This window comes from Nocardia sp. CS682, from assembly GCF_004634405.1.
Lineage (GTDB): Bacteria > Actinomycetota > Actinomycetes > Mycobacteriales > Mycobacteriaceae > Nocardia > Nocardia ninae.
Genome location: NZ_CP029710.1, coordinates 8,544,283 through 8,565,102, shown reverse-complemented (window position 1 = coordinate 8,565,102; position 20,820 = coordinate 8,544,283). Strand labels below are relative to the sequence as shown.

Annotated in this window: 19 protein-coding genes; 13 read left to right on the top strand and 6 right to left on the bottom strand. The window is 67.0% G+C overall.

Translation table 11 applies throughout. The features are described 5' to 3' along the window. The first annotated feature begins 47 nt into the window (after positions 1–47). The 9 genes from DMB37_RS38765 (at position 48) to DMB37_RS38725 (ending at position 10,454) form a co-directional block, all read left to right on the top strand. A complete protein-coding gene (locus DMB37_RS38765) occupies positions 48–1,844 on the top strand; it encodes an acyl-CoA dehydrogenase (protein WP_135236972.1) in 1,797 nt (598 codons plus the stop codon). A 35-nt stretch (positions 1,845–1,879) separates the two neighbouring features. Next, positions 1,880–2,506, top strand: coding sequence for a QsdR family transcriptional regulator (locus tag DMB37_RS38760; RefSeq protein ID WP_240772039.1), 627 nt, complete (start codon positions 1,880–1,882; stop codon positions 2,504–2,506). Position 2,507: 1 nt separating this feature from the next. Beyond that, complete coding sequence (locus DMB37_RS38755) at positions 2,508–3,500, top strand: 1-aminocyclopropane-1-carboxylate deaminase/D-cysteine desulfhydrase (RefSeq protein WP_135236970.1); 993 nt, start codon at positions 2,508–2,510, stop codon at positions 3,498–3,500. 195 nt (positions 3,501–3,695) lie between these two features. Next, on the top strand, positions 3,696–4,469 hold the full coding sequence (locus DMB37_RS38750; protein ID WP_135236969.1) for a GntR family transcriptional regulator: 774 nt from the start codon (positions 3,696–3,698) through the stop codon (positions 4,467–4,469). Beyond that, the gene (locus DMB37_RS38745; protein ID WP_040734564.1) at positions 4,470–4,697 is read left to right on the top strand and encodes a ferredoxin family protein; all 228 of its coding nucleotides are present in this window, start codon (positions 4,470–4,472) and stop codon (positions 4,695–4,697) included. A gap of 12 nt (positions 4,698–4,709) precedes the next feature. After that, positions 4,710–6,137 (top strand): ABC transporter substrate-binding protein, encoded by a 1,428-nt coding sequence (locus DMB37_RS38740; RefSeq protein ID WP_135236968.1) that lies wholly within the window; start codon positions 4,710–4,712, stop codon positions 6,135–6,137. After that, positions 6,134–7,036, top strand: coding sequence for an ABC transporter permease (locus DMB37_RS38735; protein ID WP_135236967.1), 903 nt, complete (start codon positions 6,134–6,136; stop codon positions 7,034–7,036). The genes DMB37_RS38740 and DMB37_RS38735 overlap by 4 nt, the downstream gene beginning before the upstream one ends. Then, on the top strand, positions 7,033–7,770 hold the full coding sequence (locus DMB37_RS38730; protein ID WP_135236966.1) for an ABC transporter ATP-binding protein: 738 nt from the start codon (positions 7,033–7,035) through the stop codon (positions 7,768–7,770). The genes DMB37_RS38735 and DMB37_RS38730 overlap by 4 nt, the downstream gene beginning before the upstream one ends. Continuing rightward, a complete protein-coding gene (locus DMB37_RS38725) occupies positions 7,767–10,454 on the top strand; it encodes a fumarate reductase/succinate dehydrogenase flavoprotein subunit (protein ID WP_135236965.1) in 2,688 nt (895 codons plus the stop codon). Before DMB37_RS38730 ends, DMB37_RS38725 begins: the two co-directional genes overlap by 4 nt. 44 nt (positions 10,455–10,498) lie before the next feature. On the opposite strand, the gene DMB37_RS38720 is transcribed toward DMB37_RS38725, so the two are convergent. Then, positions 10,499–11,083 carry an NAD(P)-dependent oxidoreductase gene (locus DMB37_RS38720; RefSeq protein ID WP_135236964.1) on the bottom strand — a complete coding sequence of 195 codons (585 nt, stop codon included), beginning with the start codon at positions 11,081–11,083 and terminating at the stop codon, positions 10,499–10,501. A 68-nt stretch (positions 11,084–11,151) separates the two neighbouring features. On the opposite strand from DMB37_RS38720, the gene DMB37_RS38715 reads away from it, so the two are divergent. From DMB37_RS38715 to DMB37_RS38695, 4 genes are all read left to right on the top strand, one after another. Then, positions 11,152–12,618 carry a carboxylesterase/lipase family protein gene (locus tag DMB37_RS38715; RefSeq protein ID WP_135236963.1) on the top strand — a complete coding sequence of 489 codons (1,467 nt, stop codon included), beginning with the start codon at positions 11,152–11,154 and terminating at the stop codon, positions 12,616–12,618. 70 nt (positions 12,619–12,688) lie between these two features. Beyond that, complete coding sequence (locus DMB37_RS38710) at positions 12,689–13,720, top strand: fused (3R)-hydroxyacyl-ACP dehydratase subunits HadA/HadB (RefSeq protein WP_135236962.1); 1,032 nt, start codon at positions 12,689–12,691, stop codon at positions 13,718–13,720. Positions 13,721–14,200: 480 nt separating this feature from the next. After that, positions 14,201–14,863: a molybdopterin-dependent oxidoreductase gene (locus DMB37_RS38700; RefSeq protein WP_135236961.1), complete on the top strand. Its 663-nt coding sequence runs from the start codon at positions 14,201–14,203 to the stop codon at positions 14,861–14,863. A 25-nt stretch (positions 14,864–14,888) separates the two neighbouring features. Next, complete coding sequence (locus tag DMB37_RS38695) at positions 14,889–15,488, top strand: DUF6508 domain-containing protein (protein WP_135236960.1); 600 nt, start codon at positions 14,889–14,891, stop codon at positions 15,486–15,488. Position 15,489: 1 nt separating this feature from the next. On the opposite strand, the gene DMB37_RS38690 is transcribed toward DMB37_RS38695, so the two are convergent. The 5 genes from DMB37_RS38690 to DMB37_RS38670 form a co-directional block, all read right to left on the bottom strand. Next, on the bottom strand, positions 15,490–16,389 hold the full coding sequence (locus tag DMB37_RS38690; protein WP_167769077.1) for a DMT family transporter: 900 nt from the start codon (positions 16,387–16,389) through the stop codon (positions 15,490–15,492). Between the two features lie 8 nt (positions 16,390–16,397). Next, positions 16,398–17,366 carry a fatty acid desaturase family protein gene (locus DMB37_RS38685; RefSeq protein ID WP_167769076.1) on the bottom strand — a complete coding sequence of 323 codons (969 nt, stop codon included), beginning with the start codon at positions 17,364–17,366 and terminating at the stop codon, positions 16,398–16,400. A 447-nt stretch (positions 17,367–17,813) separates the two neighbouring features. After that, the gene (locus tag DMB37_RS38680) at positions 17,814–20,207 is read right to left on the bottom strand and encodes an excinuclease ABC subunit UvrA (RefSeq protein ID WP_135236957.1); all 2,394 of its coding nucleotides are present in this window, start codon (positions 20,205–20,207) and stop codon (positions 17,814–17,816) included. Positions 20,208–20,233: 26 nt separating this feature from the next. Next, positions 20,234–20,464, bottom strand: a complete 231-nt coding sequence (locus tag DMB37_RS38675; RefSeq protein ID WP_135236956.1) for a hypothetical protein — start codon at positions 20,462–20,464, stop codon at positions 20,234–20,236. A 53-nt stretch (positions 20,465–20,517) separates the two neighbouring features. Then, on the bottom strand, positions 20,518–20,808 hold the full coding sequence (locus DMB37_RS38670; RefSeq protein ID WP_135236955.1) for a hypothetical protein: 291 nt from the start codon (positions 20,806–20,808) through the stop codon (positions 20,518–20,520). Between the last annotated feature and the right edge of the window lie 12 nt (positions 20,809–20,820).

The following is a 20,820-nucleotide window of genomic DNA, read 5'->3' as shown; positions in this document are numbered from 1 at the left end:
CGAACCGTAAGATACAGTGGTCGGCACATGTCTCGAAAGGACGGCTGATGCGTTCGACGCTGCTTTCCCGGCGCGATCTCGATTTCCTGCTCTACGAGTGGCTGAATGTCGAGGAGCTCACCAAACGTGGGCGCTACGCCGACCATTCGCGCGAGACCTTCGACGCCGTGCTCGAGCTCAGCGAGCAGCTGGCCACCAAATACTTTGCACCGCACAACAAACTCAACGACGCGAACGAGCCGACCTTCGACGGCGAACGGGTCACCATCATCCCCGAGGTGGCCACGGCGCTGGCCGCCTTCGCCAAGGCCGGATTGCCCGCCGCGGCAATGGATTACGACCTCGGCGGCGCGCAGTTGCCGGTCACCGTCGCACAGGCCAGCTACGCCTGGTTCCAGGCGGCCAACCCGGGCACCTCGGGTTACTCGTTCCTCACCGTCGCGAACGCGAACCTGCTGCTCAGCCATACCGGCCCGGAGTTCACCGAGCGGTTCGTCCGCCCGATGCTGGAGGGCCGGTTCTTCGGCACGATGTGCCTGTCCGAGCCGCAGGCCGGTTCGTCACTGGCCGACATCGTCACCCGCGCCGAACCGCAGGGCGACGGCACCTACCGGCTGTTCGGCACCAAGATGTGGATCTCCGGCGGCGATCACGAGCTCGGTGAGAACATCGTGCACCTGGTGCTGGCGAAGATCCCGGGCGGCCCGGCGGGCACCAAAGGCATCTCGCTGTTCGTCGTGCCGCGGTTCCTGGTCGACGACGACGGCGCGGTCGGTGAGCGCAACGATGTCGCGCTGGCCGGACTCAATCACAAGATGGGTTTCCGCGGGACCGTCAACACCGTGCTGAACTTCGGCGAGGGCCGCTGGACCCCCGGCGGCGCGGCGGGCGCCGTCGGCTACCTGGTCGGTGAGCCGCACCGCGGGCTGTCCTACATGTTCCACATGATGAACGAGGCGCGCATCGGCGTCGGCCTGGTCGCGACGGCGCTCGGCTACACCGGCTACCTCGAATCCCTCGACTACGCCCGCACGCGCACGCAGGGCCGAGCCAAGCTGCCCGCCGACCCGTCGGCACCGCAGCGGCCGATCATCGAGCACGCCGACGTCAAGCGAATGCTGTTGGCGCAGAAGGCCTACACCGAAGGCGCGCTGGGGCTGGTGCTCTACTGCGCCCGGCTGGTCGACGAACAGCACACCGCCGACTCGGACGAGGAGAAGCGGGCGCTCACCCTGCTGCTCGACATCCTGACCCCGATCGCCAAGAGCTGGCCCTCGCAGTGGTGCCTGGAGGCGAACAACCTCGCCATCCAGGTGCTCGGTGGTTACGGCTACACCCGCGAATACAACGTCGAGCAGCACTACCGGGACAACCGGCTCAACCCGATCCACGAGGGCACCCACGGCATCCAGGGCTTGGATCTGCTGGGGCGCAAGGTAACCCAGCAGGGCGGTGCGAGCCTGATTGCCCTCGCAGGCCGGGTGCAGAACACTGTGGCCGCCGCCCGCGCGGCCGGTGGCGAGGCGGCCGAGCTGGCCGGTCAGTTGGACGCGGCGTGGCAGCGGCTGATCGAGGTGACCGCGGGATTGTTCGCCGGCGGTGACGTCGAGGTCGCGCTGGCGAACAGCTCGGTCTACCTCGAAGCCTTCGGCCATCTGGTGCTGGCCTGGATCTGGCTCGAGCAGCTGCTGGCCGCCGCCGGGCACACCGGCGACTTCTACGACGGCAAGCGGCATGCGGCGCGGTATTTCTACCGGTTCGAGCTGCCCAAGACGGCACCGGCATTGGATCTGCTCGCCCGCCTCGACACCACTACCCTCGAGATGCGGGACGCCTGGTTCTGATTCGGTACACGCATGGGAGGATGTACCATTTTTCGATGACCACCCCGAGCCAGCGAACCACCCGCCCACCAGGACGACCGGCGTCGGCGACCCGCGAACAGGTCATCGCGCTGGCCCGACAGGCGTTCCTGGCCGGTGAACGGGTGGACATCCAGGCCATCGCGGCCGAGCTCGGACTCAGCCGCGCCTCGGTCTATCGCTGGTTCGGGTCCCGCGAGGGGGTACTCGGCACGGTGCTGGCCGGCGAGTTCGCCGCGCTGCTCACCCGCGCCGACGCCCGGCGGCGCTCGACCGGGGCCCGGCGCATCCTCGACGTGCTGTACCGGGTCAATCGCTGGATGACCGACAACGTGCCGTTCCGGCGGTACTTCGAGAACGAGCCGCTGTCCGGTCTGCGGATTCTCACCGCCAGCGACGGGCCGGTGCAGCCCTTGGTGGTCACCACCGTGCGCGAGCTCATCGCCCGCGCCGAGCGCGAGGACGGCTACCGGCCGCCGGTCGAACCGGACCTGCTCGCCTACGCGCTGGTCCGCCTCGGCGAGGCTTTCCTGTACAACGATAATGTCGCAGGCATCAGCGGGGATGTCGACCGGCTGCACGAGGTGCAAGCCGCGCTGCTCGGCATCCCCGAGGCGATCACGAGACCTGCCACGGGAAGCTGACATGTCGGACGCACTGCTGCACAAGCGTTTTCCTGAACTCACCGACTCGCTGCCGTATGTGCGGCTCGGTACCTCGCCGACCCCGATCCGACGGCTCGACGTCGGCACCGGAGTTCCGCTGTGGTGCAAGGACGACGGTCGCTACGGCGACGGCGGCTGGGGCGGCAACAAGGTCCGCAAGCTCGAATGGCTACTGCCCGAGGCGCATCGACGCGGCGCGCGAACGATCTTCACCGTCGGTGGCACCGGCACCAACTGGGGGCTCGCCACCGCACTGTACGGCCGCGAGCAGGGCATCGAGACCGTGCTCGCGCTGGTCGACCAGCCGATGGACGACCATGTCCGCGCGCAACTGCGGCGCCTGGAGAACTCCGGTGCCACAGTGCATTTCACGCACACCAAGCGGCGCACCCTACTAACGGCTCCGTGGTTGTACCTGCGGCACATGCGGGGCCGCAAGCGGCCCTACTACCTGCCGGTGGGCGGCTCGTCGCCGATCGGCGCGCTCGGCTATGTCGAGGGCGCGCTCGAACTGGCCGAGCAGATCGCCGCGGGTGCGGTGCCCGAGCCGAGCCACATCGTGACAGCCGTCGGATCCGGCGGCACCGCAGCAGGTTTGGCGCTCGGCCTGCGGCTGGCCGGGCTGAGCACCCGGGTTGTCGGCGTTGTAGTGAACGACGCACTCCCCCTCGATGCCTCGCACATCGCCCGCCTGGCCGGGCGCGCGGAGCGGCTGTTGCGTTCGCGCGGTGCCCGATTCCAGCCGATCGGCCTGCGCCCCGACGACCTGACCATCACCACGGACTGGCTCGGCCCCGGCTACGGCCACCCCACCCCCGCCGCCCACGAGGCGCAGACCCTCGCGACGCAGGACGGGCTCCAGCTCGAAACCGTGTACACCGCCAAGGCATTGGCGGCGGTCCTGCACCTCGATACCGCTGACTTTTTCGGTGCGGGGCCAGTGCTGTTCCTCAACACGTACGGTCCCCGGTAGCACGCACTCGTCTTCCGCATTCCGATCGGCATGATCCGAATCCGGTCCCGCCGCGCCAAGGTGGCGTATTGGCGTGCGGGCCGGACATTTCACCAGGTCGGAGCGAGGGAGCGCACGGCGCAATAACATCCCTTGATTTTCGCGCGGTCCCGCGCCGGGATTCGGGCCGCCGAATCCGCACTATCGTCGCTGTCCATGCAGGTCAGCGATGGAAAGGCGGCGGAACCCACGCCGATGCGGCGCTCGCGCGCCGATCAAGCGCGGCGGGTCGCCGATCTGCTCCGGCATCAAGTGCACGCGGGCGCGTTCGACGACGGGGTGCCGAGCGAACAACAGCTCGCGACAGAGTTCGAGGCATCGCGCAACACCGTGCGTGAGGCGCTCGCTCTGCTCAAGGACGAGGGGCTGATCGACCGGCTGCCGAAGGTCGGCACCCGGGTGGCGACCCGTAAGTACGACCACGGTCTCGACGCGCTGCTCGGCCTGCAGGAGACGTTCAAGGGTTACGGCACCGTGCGCAACGAGGTGCGGGCCGCCATGCACGTCACCGCGCCGGCCGCCGTCGCGCGCCGCCTACAGCTGGCTCCCGGGGAACGCGTTGTCTACCTCGAACGGCTGCGATACCTCGCGGATCTACCACTCAGCCTGGATCTCACCTACCTGGCGCCCGATATCGGCACCGAAATCCTCGGCCACGACCTGGCGCACACCGACATCTTCGTGCTGCTCGAGCAGATCAGCGGCCACTCACTCGGGCACGCCGAGCTCGCGCTGGAGGCGGTGCCCGCCGACCCGCACACCGCCTCCACCCTCGACATCCCCGGCGGCGCACCGCTGTTGATGCTCGAACGGCTGACCCACCTCGACGACGGCCGTCCGGTCGATCTCGAGTACATCCGCCTGCGCGGTGACCGAATCACCATGCGCGGCAACCTGACCCGAAGCACCCCCGAATGGAAGGTCCGCTAGATGGCACTCGTGAACCAGCGCACCGATATCCCCGTGACCATCGACGAATCTCTGTGCATTCAGGGCTGCACGCTGTGCGTCGAGATCTGCCCGCTCGATTCGCTCGCGATCAACCCGGAGAACGGCAAGGCCTTCATGCACGTGGACGAGTGCTGGTACTGCGGCCCGTGCGCCGCCCGCTGTCCCACCGGCGCGGTCACCGTCAACATGCCCTACCTGCTCCGCTGATCTGGAAGTCTGATGAAAGTACGCCTCGTTCCCCTCCTGCTCGCCACCGCGCTCACCCTCGCGGGCTGCTCACTCGAGAGTTCCGGCGACACCCCGTCCGGCACCGTCAAGGTCGTCATCGGCTATCAGTCCAAGACCATCAACACCGTCACCGCCGGCACCTTACTGAAGGCACAGGGGTATCTGGAACGGCGACTGCAACAGCTCACCGACCGGGGTGGTGCGAAGTATCACGTCGAGTGGCAGGACTACGACACCGGCGCGCCGATCACCGCGCAGATGGTCGCGGAGAAGATCGATATCGGGTCGATGGGCGATTATCCGTTGCTGATCAACGGATCTCGCACCCAGGCCAATGAGCGAGCCAAGACCGCGCTCGTCTCGGTGACCGGGTACAACCCGAAGGGCGCGCTCAATATGGTCGTCGTGCCGCCGGATTCGGCCGCGACGAGCATCAATGACCTCGCCGGGCAGAAGGTTTCGGCCAGCGTGGGCTCGGCCGGGCACGGCACGCTGGTGCAGGCGCTGACCCGGGCGGGCATCGATGCGAGCAAGGGGGTCGAGGTGCTGAACCAGCAGCCGCAGATCGGCGCGACGGCGCTGGAATCGCATCAGGTGCAGGCACTTTCGCAGTTCGTCGCATGGCCGGGGCTGCTGGTGTTCCAGAACAAGGCCAAACTGCTCTACGACGGCGCGGAACTGGGTGTGCCGACCTTCCACGGCGTCGTGGCCCGCCGGGCGTACACCGCCGAGCACCCGGAGGTGTTGCAGGCGTTTCTGGCGGCCCAGCTGGATGCGACCGCGTTCCTGCGGGACAAGCCGTTCGAGGCCGCGAAGATCGTCGCCGACGGTTCGGGGCTGCCACAGGAGGTTGTCTACCTCTACAACGGGCCGGGCGGAACGCATTTCGACACCACGCTCAAGCCGAGTCTGATCGACGCGTTCAAAGATGACGTGCGGTACCTGAAGTCGATCGGTGACTTCGCCGAGCTGGATATCGACGGCTTCGTCGACAGTACGCCGCTGCGCAAGGCGTTCGCCGAGAACGGGTTCGGCGACTACGACAGATCGATGGCGTCGACCGCCAATCCGAGTCAGGTCAGCGGCACCGATCCGATCTGCGGTCGGGCCGTGACGGATGCTGCCGCGGCGGGCGAGATCTGGCTGGATGGTGCCGAACGGCCGCAACCGGCTGCCGACGCGGTGTGCCTGCTGCGGGCGGTGCAGGTCGCCAAGGCGCAAGGCAAGGTCATCCGGGCCGCTTATCTCCCCGATGCCGAACTCGGTACGCGGTGGTTCGCCGACAAGGCGATCTGGGTACGCGACAGTGCCGCTTTGCTGCCGTTCACGACACCGGCTGCCGTGCACCGGTATCGGCAAGGGCATCCGGGCGCGGTCACTGTTTCTTATGAGCAAGCCGTCACGGAAGTTCGCGGATGACCACCGAAGCCCCGGCGACCAATGCTGCCACTGAGCGAACGCAAGCGCTTCCCGCGAATGCGGTAACAACTCCTGCTACCGGCTCGATCGACGACTACAGCACGGACACCGCACGCACGGGACTCCCCCTCTGGCGGTCCCGCGCGATCCGCGTGGCATCGGTCGCCGCCGCGGTCGGCCTGTGGCAACTGCTCACCGCCAACAACGTCCGCGCCGGACTGCGTTTCGACACGCTCCCCACCGTCACCGAGATCATCGCCGAATTCGGCGAACACCTGGGCTCGCACCAGTACTACCTGGACATCGCCCAGTCACTGATCCGGATCGTGACCGGCTTCGGTCTCGCGGCGGCGGTCGGCATCCTCGCCGGAATCGGGCTCGGCCGCTCCCGGCTGCTGGCCGACATCTTCGGCCCGCTCACCGAACTGGCGCGCCCGATTCCCGCGATCGCGCTGGTCCCGGTGGCGATCCTGATGTTCCCGAGCGACGAATCCGGCATGGTGTTCATCACCTTCACCGCGTCGGTGTTCCCGGTACTGGTCAGCACCAGGCATGCGGTGCGCGCGCTGCCGACCGTCTGGGAGGACGCGGTACGCACGCTGGGTGCATCGCGTGCGGGCGTCCTTGTGCGCGTGGTCTTTCCGGGAATTCTGCCCGGTGTATTCAGCGGTCTCTCGGTGGGGATGGGCGTGGCGTGGATCTGTCTCATCTCGGCCGAGATGATCTCGGGCCGGCTCGGCGTCGGCTATCGCACCTGGCAGGCCTACACCATCGTCGATTATCCGGCCGTGTTCGTCGGCATGATCACCATCGGCATCCTCGGCTTCGGCACCTCGGGAATCGTCGAGTTGACCGGCCGCAGAATCACCCGCTGGCTCCCCAGAGAGGTGTCCGCATGACCACGACCGCTCCGCTCGACACCATCGGAATGCGGCTGAGCCTCAACGGTATCCGGATCTCCTACGGTGACCGGACCGTCATCGATCAGCTCGATCTCGAGATCGCGCCCGGCGAAATACTGGTTCTGGTCGGCAAATCCGGCTGCGGCAAGTCCACCGTGTTGCGCGCGCTCGCCGGATTGCGGACCCCGCAGGCGGGCGCCGTGCTGGCCGATGACGCAACGGTCACCGGGCCCTCGGCCGAGCGCGCGCTGGTGTTCCAGGACGACGCGCTGCTGCCGTGGCGCACCGTCCGCCAGAACATCGAATTACCGCTGCGGCTGCGTGGCCTGCCGCGCGGCATCCGCAAAGAGCGGGTCGAGCATTGGCTGCGCGAGATCGGGCTGACCGGTTATGCCGACTTCCTGCCGCGGGATCTGTCCGGCGGCATGCGCCAACGAGTGCAGTTGGCGCGCAGCCTCGCCGGTGCGCCCCGCGCAGTACTCATGGACGAACCGTTCGGCGCCCTCGACACCCAAACCCGGGCGACCATGCAGCGCTTGCTGATCGACACCTGGCGCGCACACCCGACCACCATCGTCTTCGTCACCCACGATCTGGACGAGGCACTGCTGCTCGGCGATCGCATCGCCGTGCTCGGCGGCGGCACGCTCCGTGCGGTCGTCGAGGTGCCGAACCCGCGTCAGCAGGTCGACCGGCGCGCTGTGCGGGCCCGAATCTTGGAGAAACTGTGAACATTCCGGAGCTGTCCGATCGGATCCGGCTGGACTGCGATGTGCTCGTCATCGGCGGCGGCACCGCCGGCACCATGGCCGCGCTCACCGCCGCCGAGGCAGGCGCGGATGTGCTGCTGCTGGAGAAGGCGCACGTACGGCACTCGGGGGCGCTGGCGATGGGGATGGACGGTGTGAACAATGCCGTCATCCCCGGCAAGGCTGAGCCGGCGGATTACGTCGCCGAAATCACCAGGGCCAACGACGGAATCGTCGACCAGCGCACGGTGTATCAGACCGCGACCCGCGGCTTCGCCATGGTGCAGCGGCTGGAGCGCTACGGCGTGAAGTTCGAGAAGGACGAGTACGGCGAATACGCGGTGCGCCGGGTGCATCGCTCCGGTTCCTACGTGCTGCCCATGCCGGAGGGCAAGGACGTCAAGAAGGCGCTGTATCGCGTACTGCGGCAGCGGAAGATGCGGGAGAAGATCCGGATCGAGAACCGGCTGATGCCGGTCCGCGTACTCACCGACGGTGGACGCGCGGTGGGCGCGGCCGCATTGCATACGCGCACCGGTGCATTCGTGGCGGTCGGCGCCAAGTCGGTGATCCTGGCCACCGGCCCGTGCGGTCGACTCGGCCTGCCCGCCTCGGGTTATCTGTATGGCACCTACGAGAATCCGACGAACGCGGGTGACGGCTATTCGATGGCCTACCACGCGGGCGCGGAACTCAGCGGGATCGAGTGCTTTCAGATCAACCCGCTCATCAAGGATTACAACGGGCCGGCCTGCGCCTATGTGGCCAACCCGTTCGGCGGCTATCAGGTGAACGCACAGGGTGAGCGTTTCGTCGACTCCGACTACTGGTCGGGGGCGATGATGGCGGAGGTGAAGCGAGAGATCGAATCCGCGCGCGGCCCCATCTATCTCAAGGTTTCGCATCTGCCGGACGAGACGCTCACGACGCTGGAGGGGATTCTGCACACCACCGAGCGGCCGACCCGGGGCACCTTCCACGCCAACCGTGGGCACGACTACCGCACGCACGACATCGAGATGCACATCTCCGAAATAGGCCTGTGCGGCGGGCATTCCGCATCGGGCGTGTGGGTGGACGAGCATGCGCGCACCACGGTGCCCGGCCTCTACGCGGCGGGCGACCTGGCGTGCGTGCCGCACAACTACATGATCGGCGCGTTCGTCTTCGGCGATCTCGCCGGCGCGCATGCCGCGTCGACACTCGCCGAGATCGCGGCACCGGAGGTATTGCCCGAGGATCAACTGGCCGAGGCGCACGAGCTGATCTATCGGCCGCTGCGTCATCCGGAGGGTCCGCCGCAGCCGCAGGTGGAGTACAAGCTGCGCCGGTTCGTCAACGACTATGTGGCGCCGCCGAAGACCGCCGCCAAGCTCTCGATCGCGGTCGAGACCTTCGACCGGATGCGTGCGGAGATCGCCGAGATCGGGGCGCAGACCCCGCACGAGCTGATGCGGGCCGTCGAGGTGTCGTTCATCCGCGACTGCGCGGAAATGGCCGCCCGCAGCTCGCTGACTCGCACCGAATCTCGGTGGGGGCTCTATCACGAGCGGGCCGACCTGCCCGAACGTGACGATGTGGCGTGGCGCTACCACCTCAACCTTCGCAAGAACGCCAACGGCACAATGGAATTCCACAAGCGTCCCGTCGCGCCGTACCTGGTTCCTGTTCCCGGCCTCGACGATCTGACCTCCGCCGATGCCACGATCATCCCGGTGCACCAGCCCGCCCCACGCGGCGGCCGTGCGCCACAGCAGGCCGATGCGGTCGGCCCGATTCGGGAGACCGTCGCGCCCCCGTCGCCTCGCCACGTCGCGCTGCTCGCCCTCGATGCGCCGACCGTGTCGGAGTTGTCGAGTTACCTCACCGATGAAGACAGCGGCGTGCGGGTCGCGGCGATCTCCGTGCTCACCGAGAACACACCGGACGGGTTCGCGGCGGTGCTTATCGACGCGCTCGACGATGACGCTGCCTCGGTCCGCCGGGCGGCCGCGGCGAGCCTGCGGGAGCTCGTCGAGGTATTGCCCTCGCCAGTCGGGCTGTCCGACCGACTCGGGTCGCCGGATCCCGTCGTGCGTGCCACCGTCATCGATCTGCTGCGTGCGTTGCGCGCCGGGCCGGCACCGGACTATGTAGCGGCACTGTCGGATTCGGACCATCGCGTGCGGATCGAAGCGGTGCGCGCGCTGGTGTCGCTCGATGATCGGGCGGCGGTCGCTTCCGTGGCCGGTGACGACATCCGTGAGGTCAGGATCGCGGTGGCGCAGGGTCTGGCCGCCATCGGTGACGGCGGTACCGAGGTCATCCGGAGGCTGGCCGGGGACCACGATCCGCTCGTCCGTGCCGCCGCCCTCGCGGCATTCGCCGTGCTCGGCGCGGACTCGGCCGATATCACCGAGCTGTCTGCCGCACTGCGTCATTCGGCCTGGCAGGTCCGCGTCGGTGCGGCCCGTGGCCTGGCCGGTGGCGGCGCGGAGGCCGCCGTGCCCGTCTTGGCAGCAGCTTTGGGAGACCCGCATCTCGACGTTCGCAAGGCGGCGGTGCTCGCGTTGACCACCTGGCCGGACAGCAGCGAGGCGTTAGCGGCGCTGGAGCGGGCCGTCGACGATGTGGACGCCGATGTCCGTGCCTATGCGCGCCGCGCATTGCCGCAGCCTATCGCCTGACGCGGACAACGGATTCGCTGCGCCGCAGCGCGAGGCCCGGCGGGTTAGGCCACGTCGGCGACGATGATCACGCCGGTCGACGCCTCGAGTAGCGGAATGGTCCGTGCCGCAGCGTCGTATACGTGCACCCGAGGATGTGGTGGGTGCTGGTCTTCGTAATAGGTGCCGGGGCCGTAAAACTGGCCGTATTTCACGACGACACCGTCGATGTCGAGGACGGCGGCCTCGTGGTCCTGGATGACCTGTCCGCGGCCGCCCGCCGGTTCCCAGGCGATGCTCTGCGCCAGGAACCGCTTGGCTCCGGCGGCGCGGGCGGCGGCGATGAGGTTGCGGGTGCCCTCGGTGCGGATGCGTGCGTTCGCCTCGGCGCGGTCCGGGAGCAGGGTGGCGTCGTCGGGGAGATCGGTCAGCTGGTGCATCACCAGGTCGGGGCGGAAGTCGATGACGGCCGCGGTCAACGCGTCCAGGTCGTAGACGTCGCAGATCACCGGTACCGCCCCGGCGTCACGTACCTGGTCGGCTTTGGCGGCCGATCGGGTCATGCCCGCGACCTCGTGCCCGGCCTCTACCAGCAGCGGGACCAACCGTGTTCCGATGACGCCGGTCGCGCCGGCCAGAAAGATCCGCATCATTCCACCCTAGTGACCCGGTCCGGTGTGAGACGTTCAAGGTGTCGTCGGCGAGGTGAGGAATCTTGATGCATGCGTCAGTAGTCGCGCTATCCCAGGGCAAAGTCCGCGGCAATGCCACCGGGTCGGTGTCCGCTTTCCTCGGAATACCCTATGCGGCAGCGCCATTGGGTGCCGCGCTGTTTCAGGCGCCGGGACCCGCGCCCAGCTGGGATGGGGAACGGGATGCGACCCGCTTCGGGCCGACCGCGCCGCAACTGGGCTACCCGGAGCCATTGAGCTCGATCTTGCACAACCCGATCATCGACGGGCCCGAGTTTCTGAATCTCAATGTGTGGACCCCCGATCCGACGGCCTCGGACCTGCCGGTGATGGTGTGGATTCACGGTGGGGCCTTCCGGGTCGGCTCCAGCGCCGTCTCGGTGTACGACGGGCACGCCTTCGCCCGTGACGGCGTGGTGCTGGTCAGCATCAACTATCGCCTCGGGGCTATCGGTTTCGCGGCGATCGACGGGTACCCGGCCAATCGCGGTCTGCTCGACCAGATCGCCGCCTTGCAGTGGGTTCGCGACAATATCGCGTCGTTCGGCGGGGACCCCGAGCGAGTCACCATCTTCGGCGAATCCGCGGGTGCCATGAGCGTCGCCACGTTGATCGCCTCACCGTTGGCCACGGGTTTGTTCCAGCGCGCGATCATTCAGAGCGGCAACGGCACCATCGCCTCCACTCTCGAGGACGCGCGCCTGGTCGCCGCCGATTTCGTCAGGCGACTCTCGACTGCTCCTGAAGACGCCGATATCCCCGCGCTGCTCGAGGCAGAGCGAAATTTAGTGCTCGACTTCATGTTCCAACAGCTCCCCCGCCGTTGGGGCGAGTCATCCATTGCCGCAGGGTTGGGCATGATGGCTTTCGTTCCCACGATCGACGGCCACAGCCTCACCCAACTCCCCCTCGACGCCATCGCCGGGGGCGCGGCGCACGACATCCCGCTCATCGTCGGCAGCACCACCGACGAATTCCGGCTGTACACGGCGGCCGCGGGACTCACCGCCACGCTGACTCCGGAACTGCTCGCCAAAACGCTCGCTGCCCGAGGACTCGACCCCGCCATCGCCGACATCTATGCAGCCAACCGTCCCACCGCGAGCCCCGGCGACCTGCTGTCCGCCATCCTCACCGACTGGGCGTTCCGGCTCCCCGCAGCCCGCGTGGCCGAAGCCGCCGCCACCGCGCACGTCTACGAATTCGCCTGGCCCACTAGTCATCTGGACCTGCGCGCCTGCCACGCACTCGAAATCGCCTTCGTCTTCGACACGTTGACCGCCGAGGGCACACCGATGCTGGTCGGCGCCGACGTTCCGCCGCAGACGCTCGCCTCCGAAATGCACCACATCTGGGTCGATTTCGCGTACGGACGTACACCCTGCTGGGCTCCCTACGACGCAGGCACCCGGACCGTCATGACCTTCGACGCTCCGCGGTCCCACGCCGTGTCCAACCCGCGCGCCGACGAACTCGCGATCTGGCTCGATTGACCGCCAGTGGGTTCCGTGCTGCATGGGCCGTTTACGATGTGCGCGGGGATCTGCAACGAGGAGCGGCTTGATGGAAGCGACGTTCGATGTGGCCGCATTGGTCGGGCATCACTATCGTGCTGACGACTACTACGAGGTCGGCCGGGAGAAGATCCGCGAATACGCGCGTGCGGTGCAGGATTTCCATCCGGCGCACTGGAGCGAGGACGCCGCCGACGAGCTCGGCTACGCCGGTTTGGTCGCGCCGACCACGTTCGTCTCGATCCCCGCGATGCTGGCCAACCGCAAGCTCTTCGAGTCCGTCATCACCGGATACGACGTCTTCGTGCAGACCGATCAGGTCTTCGAGATGTACCAGCCGGTAGTGACCGGTGATCGGCTGACCAGCGATGTCGAGCTCGCGTCGGTGCGCCGCATCGCGGGCAACGACCTGCTCACCATCAAGAACACCTTCACCGACCAGACCGGGCGGGTCGTGCAGGTCATGCACACCACCGTCGCGGGCATCACCGGCAACGACGTCGCCGCCGGGATCGGCGACGCGATCGAGCGCGTGATCATGCACGGCATCGAAATCCCCTCCCGCGCCGCGGCCGCCGCGCGCACCCCCGGCGACTCCACCCGGACCACCGCCCCCAGCACGAGCCTGTCCGAGGTCTCCCGAACGCGACTCCCACGCACCACGATCCGTTTCGAGGATCTCACCGTCGGCGACGAACTCCCGCCCCGCACCAACCAACTCACCCGCGGCGACCTCGTGAACTACGCCGGTGTCGCCGGCGATGCCAACCCCATCCACTGGCACGACGCCATCGCCACCCTGACCGGCCTGCCCGACGTGATCGCCCACGGCATGCTCACCATGGGCCTCGGCGCCGGCTTCCTCACCGACTGGCTCGGCGACCCGGGCGCCATGACCCGCTACGGCGTCCGCCTCTCCAACTACACCGTCGTCGACGCCCGCTCCATCGGCACCGTCGAATTCACCGCCCGCGTCAAATCCCTCGACCCCGAAACCCGCTCCGCCGTCCTCGTCCTCGTCGCAAAATCCGCAGGCCGCAAAATCTTCGGCCTCGCCACGGCCGAAGTCCGCCTCGCGTAAGCCAGACGAAAGGCTGGGTTCAGCCGCGATGAGTGCAGACTTTCGCACTGACCGTATAGGCAGCGCCCTGCGCGGCGAAAACCCTACTGTGCTGCGGAGATTGGACGCCGGGTTTGCAGTACCCCCGCGAAAATTGGAGCGACGAGCGATACGCGCTCGGTCCGCGGCATTCCGCACTGCGGCAGGCAATCGCGGCCGAGCTGGACCGGACCGCACGCCGGTCATCCTGACCAGCTGGGGAACGAACCGAATGGTGGGCATACATCTTCGCCCGCGACAAACCGCCACGATACGACAGCACACCGGGCCGGATAGTCATCTCTCCGAAACATGACAAAGCCTAGTCCCCCTTCGACGAATCCCTAACTGCTCCACCCACGTTAGGTTTCTCACAGCGCACTGATAGGTGCCTATCGCCCAGAATACTCATAGCGCCCAACGCGTCCCGCATATACAACGTCGTATAGAACGAGGATCGACATGACACTTCCCCCGGGCCAACGAGCCGTCGACGGATTCCCGCGCTTCGGCACCCATCTGCATCACCCTCCGCCGCCGGTCCCCGCCGACCCCGCGATCGAGATCAGCGGACCCCTGACCGAGACCCTCACGCTGTCGGTGGCCGAACTCGCGAACATGCCGCGGAAGCAGCTCGATGCCGACTTCCACTGTGTCGCAGGATGGTCGGCCACCGGCCTGCGCTGGGAAGGAACCGCGTTCGAGCCCCTCTACCGCACGCGGATCGAACCGCTGCTCCAGTCCGGCGCGATCATCAGCCACGTTGTCTTCGAAGGCCTCGACGGCCACCGCGCGATCGTGCTGCTCGAGGACGCCCTGACCGCCGATGTGCTCATCGCCGACCGTCTCGACGGCCAGCCTTTGAACGGCGACCACGGCGCTCCCATCCGACTGGTCAGCCCCCACCAGTACGGCTACGTCAACACGAAGCACCTGTGCCGCATCGAATTCCACGCCACCGAGCCCGTGGATCCGGAACGCTGGTCCCCCCTCGCCGCCCACCGCAGAGCCCGCGTCTGGCAGGAGGAACGTCACCGCTACCTCCCCGGCCGCTTCGTGCGCCCCATCTACCGCACACTCATCGGCCCGATCCGCGCCCTGAGCGCCCGAGGCAGTCGCGAATGACCGCATGATCTGACAGGGTGTCACCGTGGCGGGATTGTGGAAACGACTGTTCGGCAAGAGCGCGGCAGAGGTCTACCCCGGCCACACCGTTGCGGAAACAGCGAGGATCAAGGCGCAGTTCGAGGAATTCAACCGAGAACGACAGCGCGCCGAGGCCGAATTACGCGCCAACCCCTACCATCCGGATCCCAGCGACAATCCCGCCATCGAATCGGCCCTGCGCGCCGCGCCCCAGGAAGCCTGGCACCAATTGTGGTCTGCCGTAGACGAAATCCACACCGAGGACCCGCAATCCCTGGGGAGCTGGCGGACGAATAGTCACGACGGCTCGTTGTGTATGCCCTACGTCCAGTACAGCGAAGCGGTCGATCGCATGACCCAGGCCGTCTACGCCGTCGGTGCCATCGTGGGCTTCGAGTGGATGAAATGGGACATGAAGAGCACGTACCCGGGCGGTCTAGGCCTAGAGACCGCTCCCGTCGCCGATGCCGCCCGGGTGCTCACCGCAGTGATCCGCGGCGAGCGCTTCGGCGACGGCATCATCCTCGCGGCGCTGAACGACGGCACCCTGCCTGCTGCTCTGCAACGGTTGCGCACCTGGTACGAGCAGCAGGCGATCGATTGACCTAGGGCGACCCCGCCGCGCTGACCTGCCGGGCCCCTCGGGCGGCGAGCACCACTCCGATACCAACTATCCCGGCGCCGACGAACCGCAGTGGCGAGCTTTCCGAGACGCCCAGCAGTACGCCGGTCACCAACGCGCACACGGGCACCACCCCGGCGAAGGCACCGGCGGTTTCCACCGGGATGCGATCCAGCGCCGCGTACCACAGGAGGAAGGCACCGGCCGACGCCACCACGGCGAGATAGAGGATCGCCGCCGATTCCCCCATCGTGGGCAGCCGGGCGGCCGGCACCTCGATCAGCACCGCGACGATTCCGCAGAGAACCGCGCCGGCGGTGGCGGCGTAGGTAGCCGTAGCTTTCGCTCCGATCTCCCGCACCAGCGGAATGGCCACGAGCGAGAAGGCGCACTCGCCCGCGAGGGCGCCCGCCGCGAGGAGCAGTCCGACCGGATCGGCTGCGGCACCGGACCATTGCACGACGACCGCGCCCGTGGTCACGATGCCCGCGGCCAGCACCGCCCGCATCGAGGGCGAGCGACGAGCCATGAGCGGACCTGCGAGGGCGAGCACCACCGGCACCGCACCGACAACCGCACCGACCACACCCGCATCGACCCGTTGCAGCGCCAGCACCAGGCAGATATTGAAGCCGGCGAGTCCGGTCGCCCCCAGCACACCGATCCTGGTGGCCTGCGCCGTGCTGACCCGAGGCAGCCGCCCCCAGAAGAGGGCGAACATCAACGCGGCGGCGATCCCGTACCGCACGGCTTGCCCGGTCATGATCGGGAACGCGGTCAGCGCCGTCGTCGCGGCTATCGCGGAGCCGACCGCGACACTGGAGCCCAAGGCCAGCAGCGTCCCGAGCCAAGCACCGGAGCGTTGCTCAGCGGCTCGGGACACACTGAGGCTCATACGATTTCGCTCGGATCCGCTGAACGCAGCGCGGTCACCGGGCAGCTCTGCGCGCATCCGGCCATCATCTCGCGGCGATGTTCGCAGAGTTCGGGATGACGGGCCCGGAGCTCGGCCAATCGTTCCGGCTGGAGCACGTCCTGCACGACCGCGGGTTGACACCGGTTGCGAGCGAACAGGAAACCGTCACAGTGGTGGGCGTCCTGGTAGGACGGTGTCGCCTGCAAGGTCTCGTGCAGCTGGCGAATCCGGTAGTGCGGGACCGCCGGGTACAGGTGATGTGCGAGGTGCCAATTGGAATTGTGCGGTGCGAGGAATTGCCGCACCAACCACGGCGCGTCCCAACTACGCGTCGCCTGCCATGGATTGTCCGACCGCAATCCGGCGTGATCGGCGATATCACTCCAGTACCGCAGAATTTGATAGAAGGTCACGTATGGGACCACCCACAGCAGCAGAAATTCCAGACCGGCACCGGTCACCAAGAAGGCTACGGACACCGCAAACAGGAAAAGGAATCGCAGGCGAGTTTCCTTACGATCCTCGTCTCGTCCGATGAGGTCCGCCGTCACCTGATACGGCACATGCGTCATCAAGAGCGGCTTCAACAGGTGCCTGCGCACGAATTGCTTCATATCGCGGGGATTCACCAGCCCGAGCCGCATATAGCCGAGTAATTTCGGATCGCGGCGATCGTCCCAGAGGTGACGGTGATGTTCGCAATGCGCACAGGTGTACGCCGACAATCCGGAGAAGATCGGCCATGCGATGAACACCCGCCCGAGCCACGTGTTGGCCGGCCCGTGACGAGTGAGTTTCAGGTGGCTGGCCTCGTGCATCAGGCTACGCAGCGCGCGCTGTCTGCCCGCGATGATGATCACCCCGGCCAGGTACACCAACGGTTGATAATCGAAGTGGACCACAACTACGGCCGAGCCGATGATGACCAGCCAGTCGGCCAACAATCCGAGCGGTCCGTGCCAATTGTCCCTGCTGTTATGGATATCTTTGACGGCTTCTTTGGTCTCCGGAGAAAGTTCCCTTTTGAAGCCACCACTCGACGGTCTCGAAGCTCGACATCTTTGCTGAACTCTGTCTTCTTGCGGCATTGCCGTATGTCCCCACTCGAATCACCACACGGCATCGACCCGGTCGACGCCGCGGCCGGATAGTGCAGGTCCAGCGAATTCCAGGCAGCCACGATAGCGATGTCCCCCGTGAATTGAACGCATTTCTCCCCGACTCCACCCGGCTGAATTACCAGAGCCCAGACTACGCCCGAGACATGTCATATGTCGAAGAAATAACGGCAATTTTCCAAAAACCGGCCGGTCGGCATTTACAAGCGACTCGACGGCTAACGCAACGGACCAGCGGAGCCGATATCGGCTCCGCCGGTCCGCGGTGCTGACTCAGGCGCCGACGTACTCGGCGAGGTGCTCCCCGGTGAGGGTGGAGCGGGCCGCGACCAGATCGGCGGGGGTGCCCTCGAAGACGATCTTGCCGCCGTCGTGCCCGGCGCCGGGCCCGAGGTCGATGATCCAGTCGGCGTGCGCCATCACGGCCTGGTGATGCTCGATCACGATGACCGACTTACCGGACTCGACCAGCCGGTCGAGCAGGGCGAGCAGGTTCTCCACGTCGGCCAGGTGCAGGCCGGTGGTCGGCTCGTCGAGGACGTAGACCCCGCCCTTGTCGGCCATGTGCGTGGCCAGCTTCAACCGCTGCCGTTCGCCGCCGGAGAGCGTGGTGAGCGGCTGGCCGATGGTGAGGTAGCCGAGCCCGACATCGACCAGGCGCTCGAGGATGGCGTGCGCGGCCGGAATACGCGATTCGCCTGCGCCGAAGAACTTTTCGGCCTCGGTCACCGACATGGCGAGCACCTCGCTGATGTCGCGGCCGCCGAGGTGGTACTCGAGCACCGAGGCGTCGAACCGCTTGCCCTCGCACACCTCGCAGGTGGTTTCCATGCTCGCCATGATGCCCAGGTCGGTGTAGATGACCCCGGCGCCGTTGCAGTTGGGGCACGCGCCCTCGGAGTTCGAGCTGAACAGCGCGGGCTTCACGCCGTTGGCCTTCGCGAACGCCTTGCGGATGGGTTCGAGCAGCCCGGTGTAGGTCGCCGGGTTACTACGCCGCGAACCGCGGATCGGTGTCTGATCGACCGCCACCACACCCGCCGAGGCCGGGATCGACCCGTGCACGAGCGAGCTCTTACCGGAGCCCGCAACGCCGGTGATCACACAGAGCACGCCGAGCGGGATGTCGACATCGACGTTCTGCAGGTTGTGCCGGTTGGCACCGCGAATCTCCAACGCGCCGGTCGACTTTCGCACCGTCTCCTTCAGCGCGGCCCGGTCGTCGAAGTGCTTGCCGGTGATGGTGCCGCTGGACCGCAGCCCCTCGACCGTGCCCTCGAAACAGACTGTGCCGCCGCCGGAACCGGCGCCCGGGCCGAGATCGACCACATGGTCGGCGATGGCGATCGTCTCCGGCTTGTGCTCCACCACGAGCACCGTGTTGCCCTTGTCGCGCAATTGCAGCAGCAGGTCGTTCATCCGCTGGATGTCGTGCGGGTGCAGCCCGATGGTCGGCTCGTCGAACACGTAGGTGACGTCGGTGAGCGCGGACCCGAGGTGACGAATCATCTTGACGCGCTGGGCTTCACCGCCCGACAGCGTGCCGGAGGGCCGTTCGAGCGACAGGTAGCCGAGACCGATGTCCACGAAGGAATCGAGGGTATGCACCAGCGAGTCGAGCAACGGTTTCACCGAGGGCTCGTCCAGCGCACGGACCCATTCGGCGAGGTCGCTGATCTGCATCGCGCAGAGATCGGCGATGTTCTTGCGCTTGATCTTCGACGAGCGGGCCTCCGCGCTGAGCCGGGTGCCGTCGCAGTCGGGGCAGGTGGTGAAGGTGACCGCCCGGTCCACGAATGCCCGGATGTGCGGCTGCATCGCCTCGCGGTCCTTGGACAGGAACGATTTCTGGATCTTCGGGATCAGGCCCTCGTAGGTGAGGTTGACGCCGTCGACCTTGACCTTGACCGGCTCTTTGTAGAGGAAGTCGTTGAGTTCTTTCTTGGTGTACTTGCGAATCGGCTTGTTCGGATCGACGAAGCCGGACTCGGCGTAAACCCGTACCGTCCAGAAGCTGTCGGATTTCCAACCGGGAATGGTGAACGCGCCCTCGGCGAGCGATTTGGAGTCGTCGTAGAGCTGAGTCAGGTCGATATCGGAGACCGAGCCCCGGCCTTCACAGCGCGGGCACATGCCGCCGGTGATGCTGAAGCTGCGCCGCTCCTTCACGGTCCGGCCGGCCTTCTCGATGGTGACCGCGCCCGCGCCGCTGATCGAGGCGACGTTGAACGAAAACGCCTGGGGCGAACCGATATGCGGCTTACCGAGCCGGCTGAACAGGATGCGCAGCATCGCGTTGGCGTCGGTCGCGGTGCCGACCGTGGAGCGCGGGTCGGCGCCCATCCGCTGCTGATCGACGGTGATCACCGTGGTCAGGCCTTCGAGCACGTCGACCTCGGGCCGGGCCAGCGTGGGCATGAATCCTTGCACGAAGGAGCTGTAGGTCTCGTTGATCAGCCGCTGCGACTCCGCGGCGATCGTGCTGAACACCAGCGAGCTCTTACCCGAGCCGGAGACGCCGGTGAACACCGTCAGCCTGCGCTTGGGGATCTCGATGCTGACATCGCGCAGGTTGTTCACCCGTGCACCGTGCACCCGGATCAGATCGTGGCTGTCGGCGGCCGGCAGCGCGGGCTTGGTGCTCTTCTTCTTCGTGGCGGTGGTCATGGTGTCTCCATCTAACCTGATCAGGACTATTGGGCGAGGTTCGGGCGCGCGGCGCGGCGCTTGGTGCGGTAGGGCTGCGCGAACATGTACAAGCCGGTGCCCATGAGCAAGAACAGTGGGGGCAGCGGCAGGTAGAACAGCCACATCGCGGTCTCGGTGAGGCCGAGGGCGGCGCCGATGAAGGCGACGATGACGGTCGTGGTGAAGATGATGGACAGCTGGCGGTGCAGCTGGCGGTTTCGCTTGCTCCAAGCCATGATGATCTCCTTTTCTGCGCACGGTCCGCAGGTCGTGCAGTGAATGTTTCGGTTTATCGATCGTCGAGGACTTTGCCGTCGACCACGCTGTGCTGGGTGGTCAGCGCCGCGGCCGCCGTCGCGAGGGGGCAGCTCTGCGCACTCGCCGTCGCGCCGCGCATGCCCTCGGCCGACTCCCAGCGCCAGATGTCGAGGTAGGACCCGTCTTCCTGGCGGATCAAGGTGGCGGCGGTGAAGGCCGCGTTCGCCGACCGAATGGCCCGCAGCACCAGCGTGCGCTGCTCGAGCAGCTGGGCCAGCTTGCCGGTCACGACGGTGTATCGGTGCGTGCGTACGACTGCCATCGTGTCGTGCCC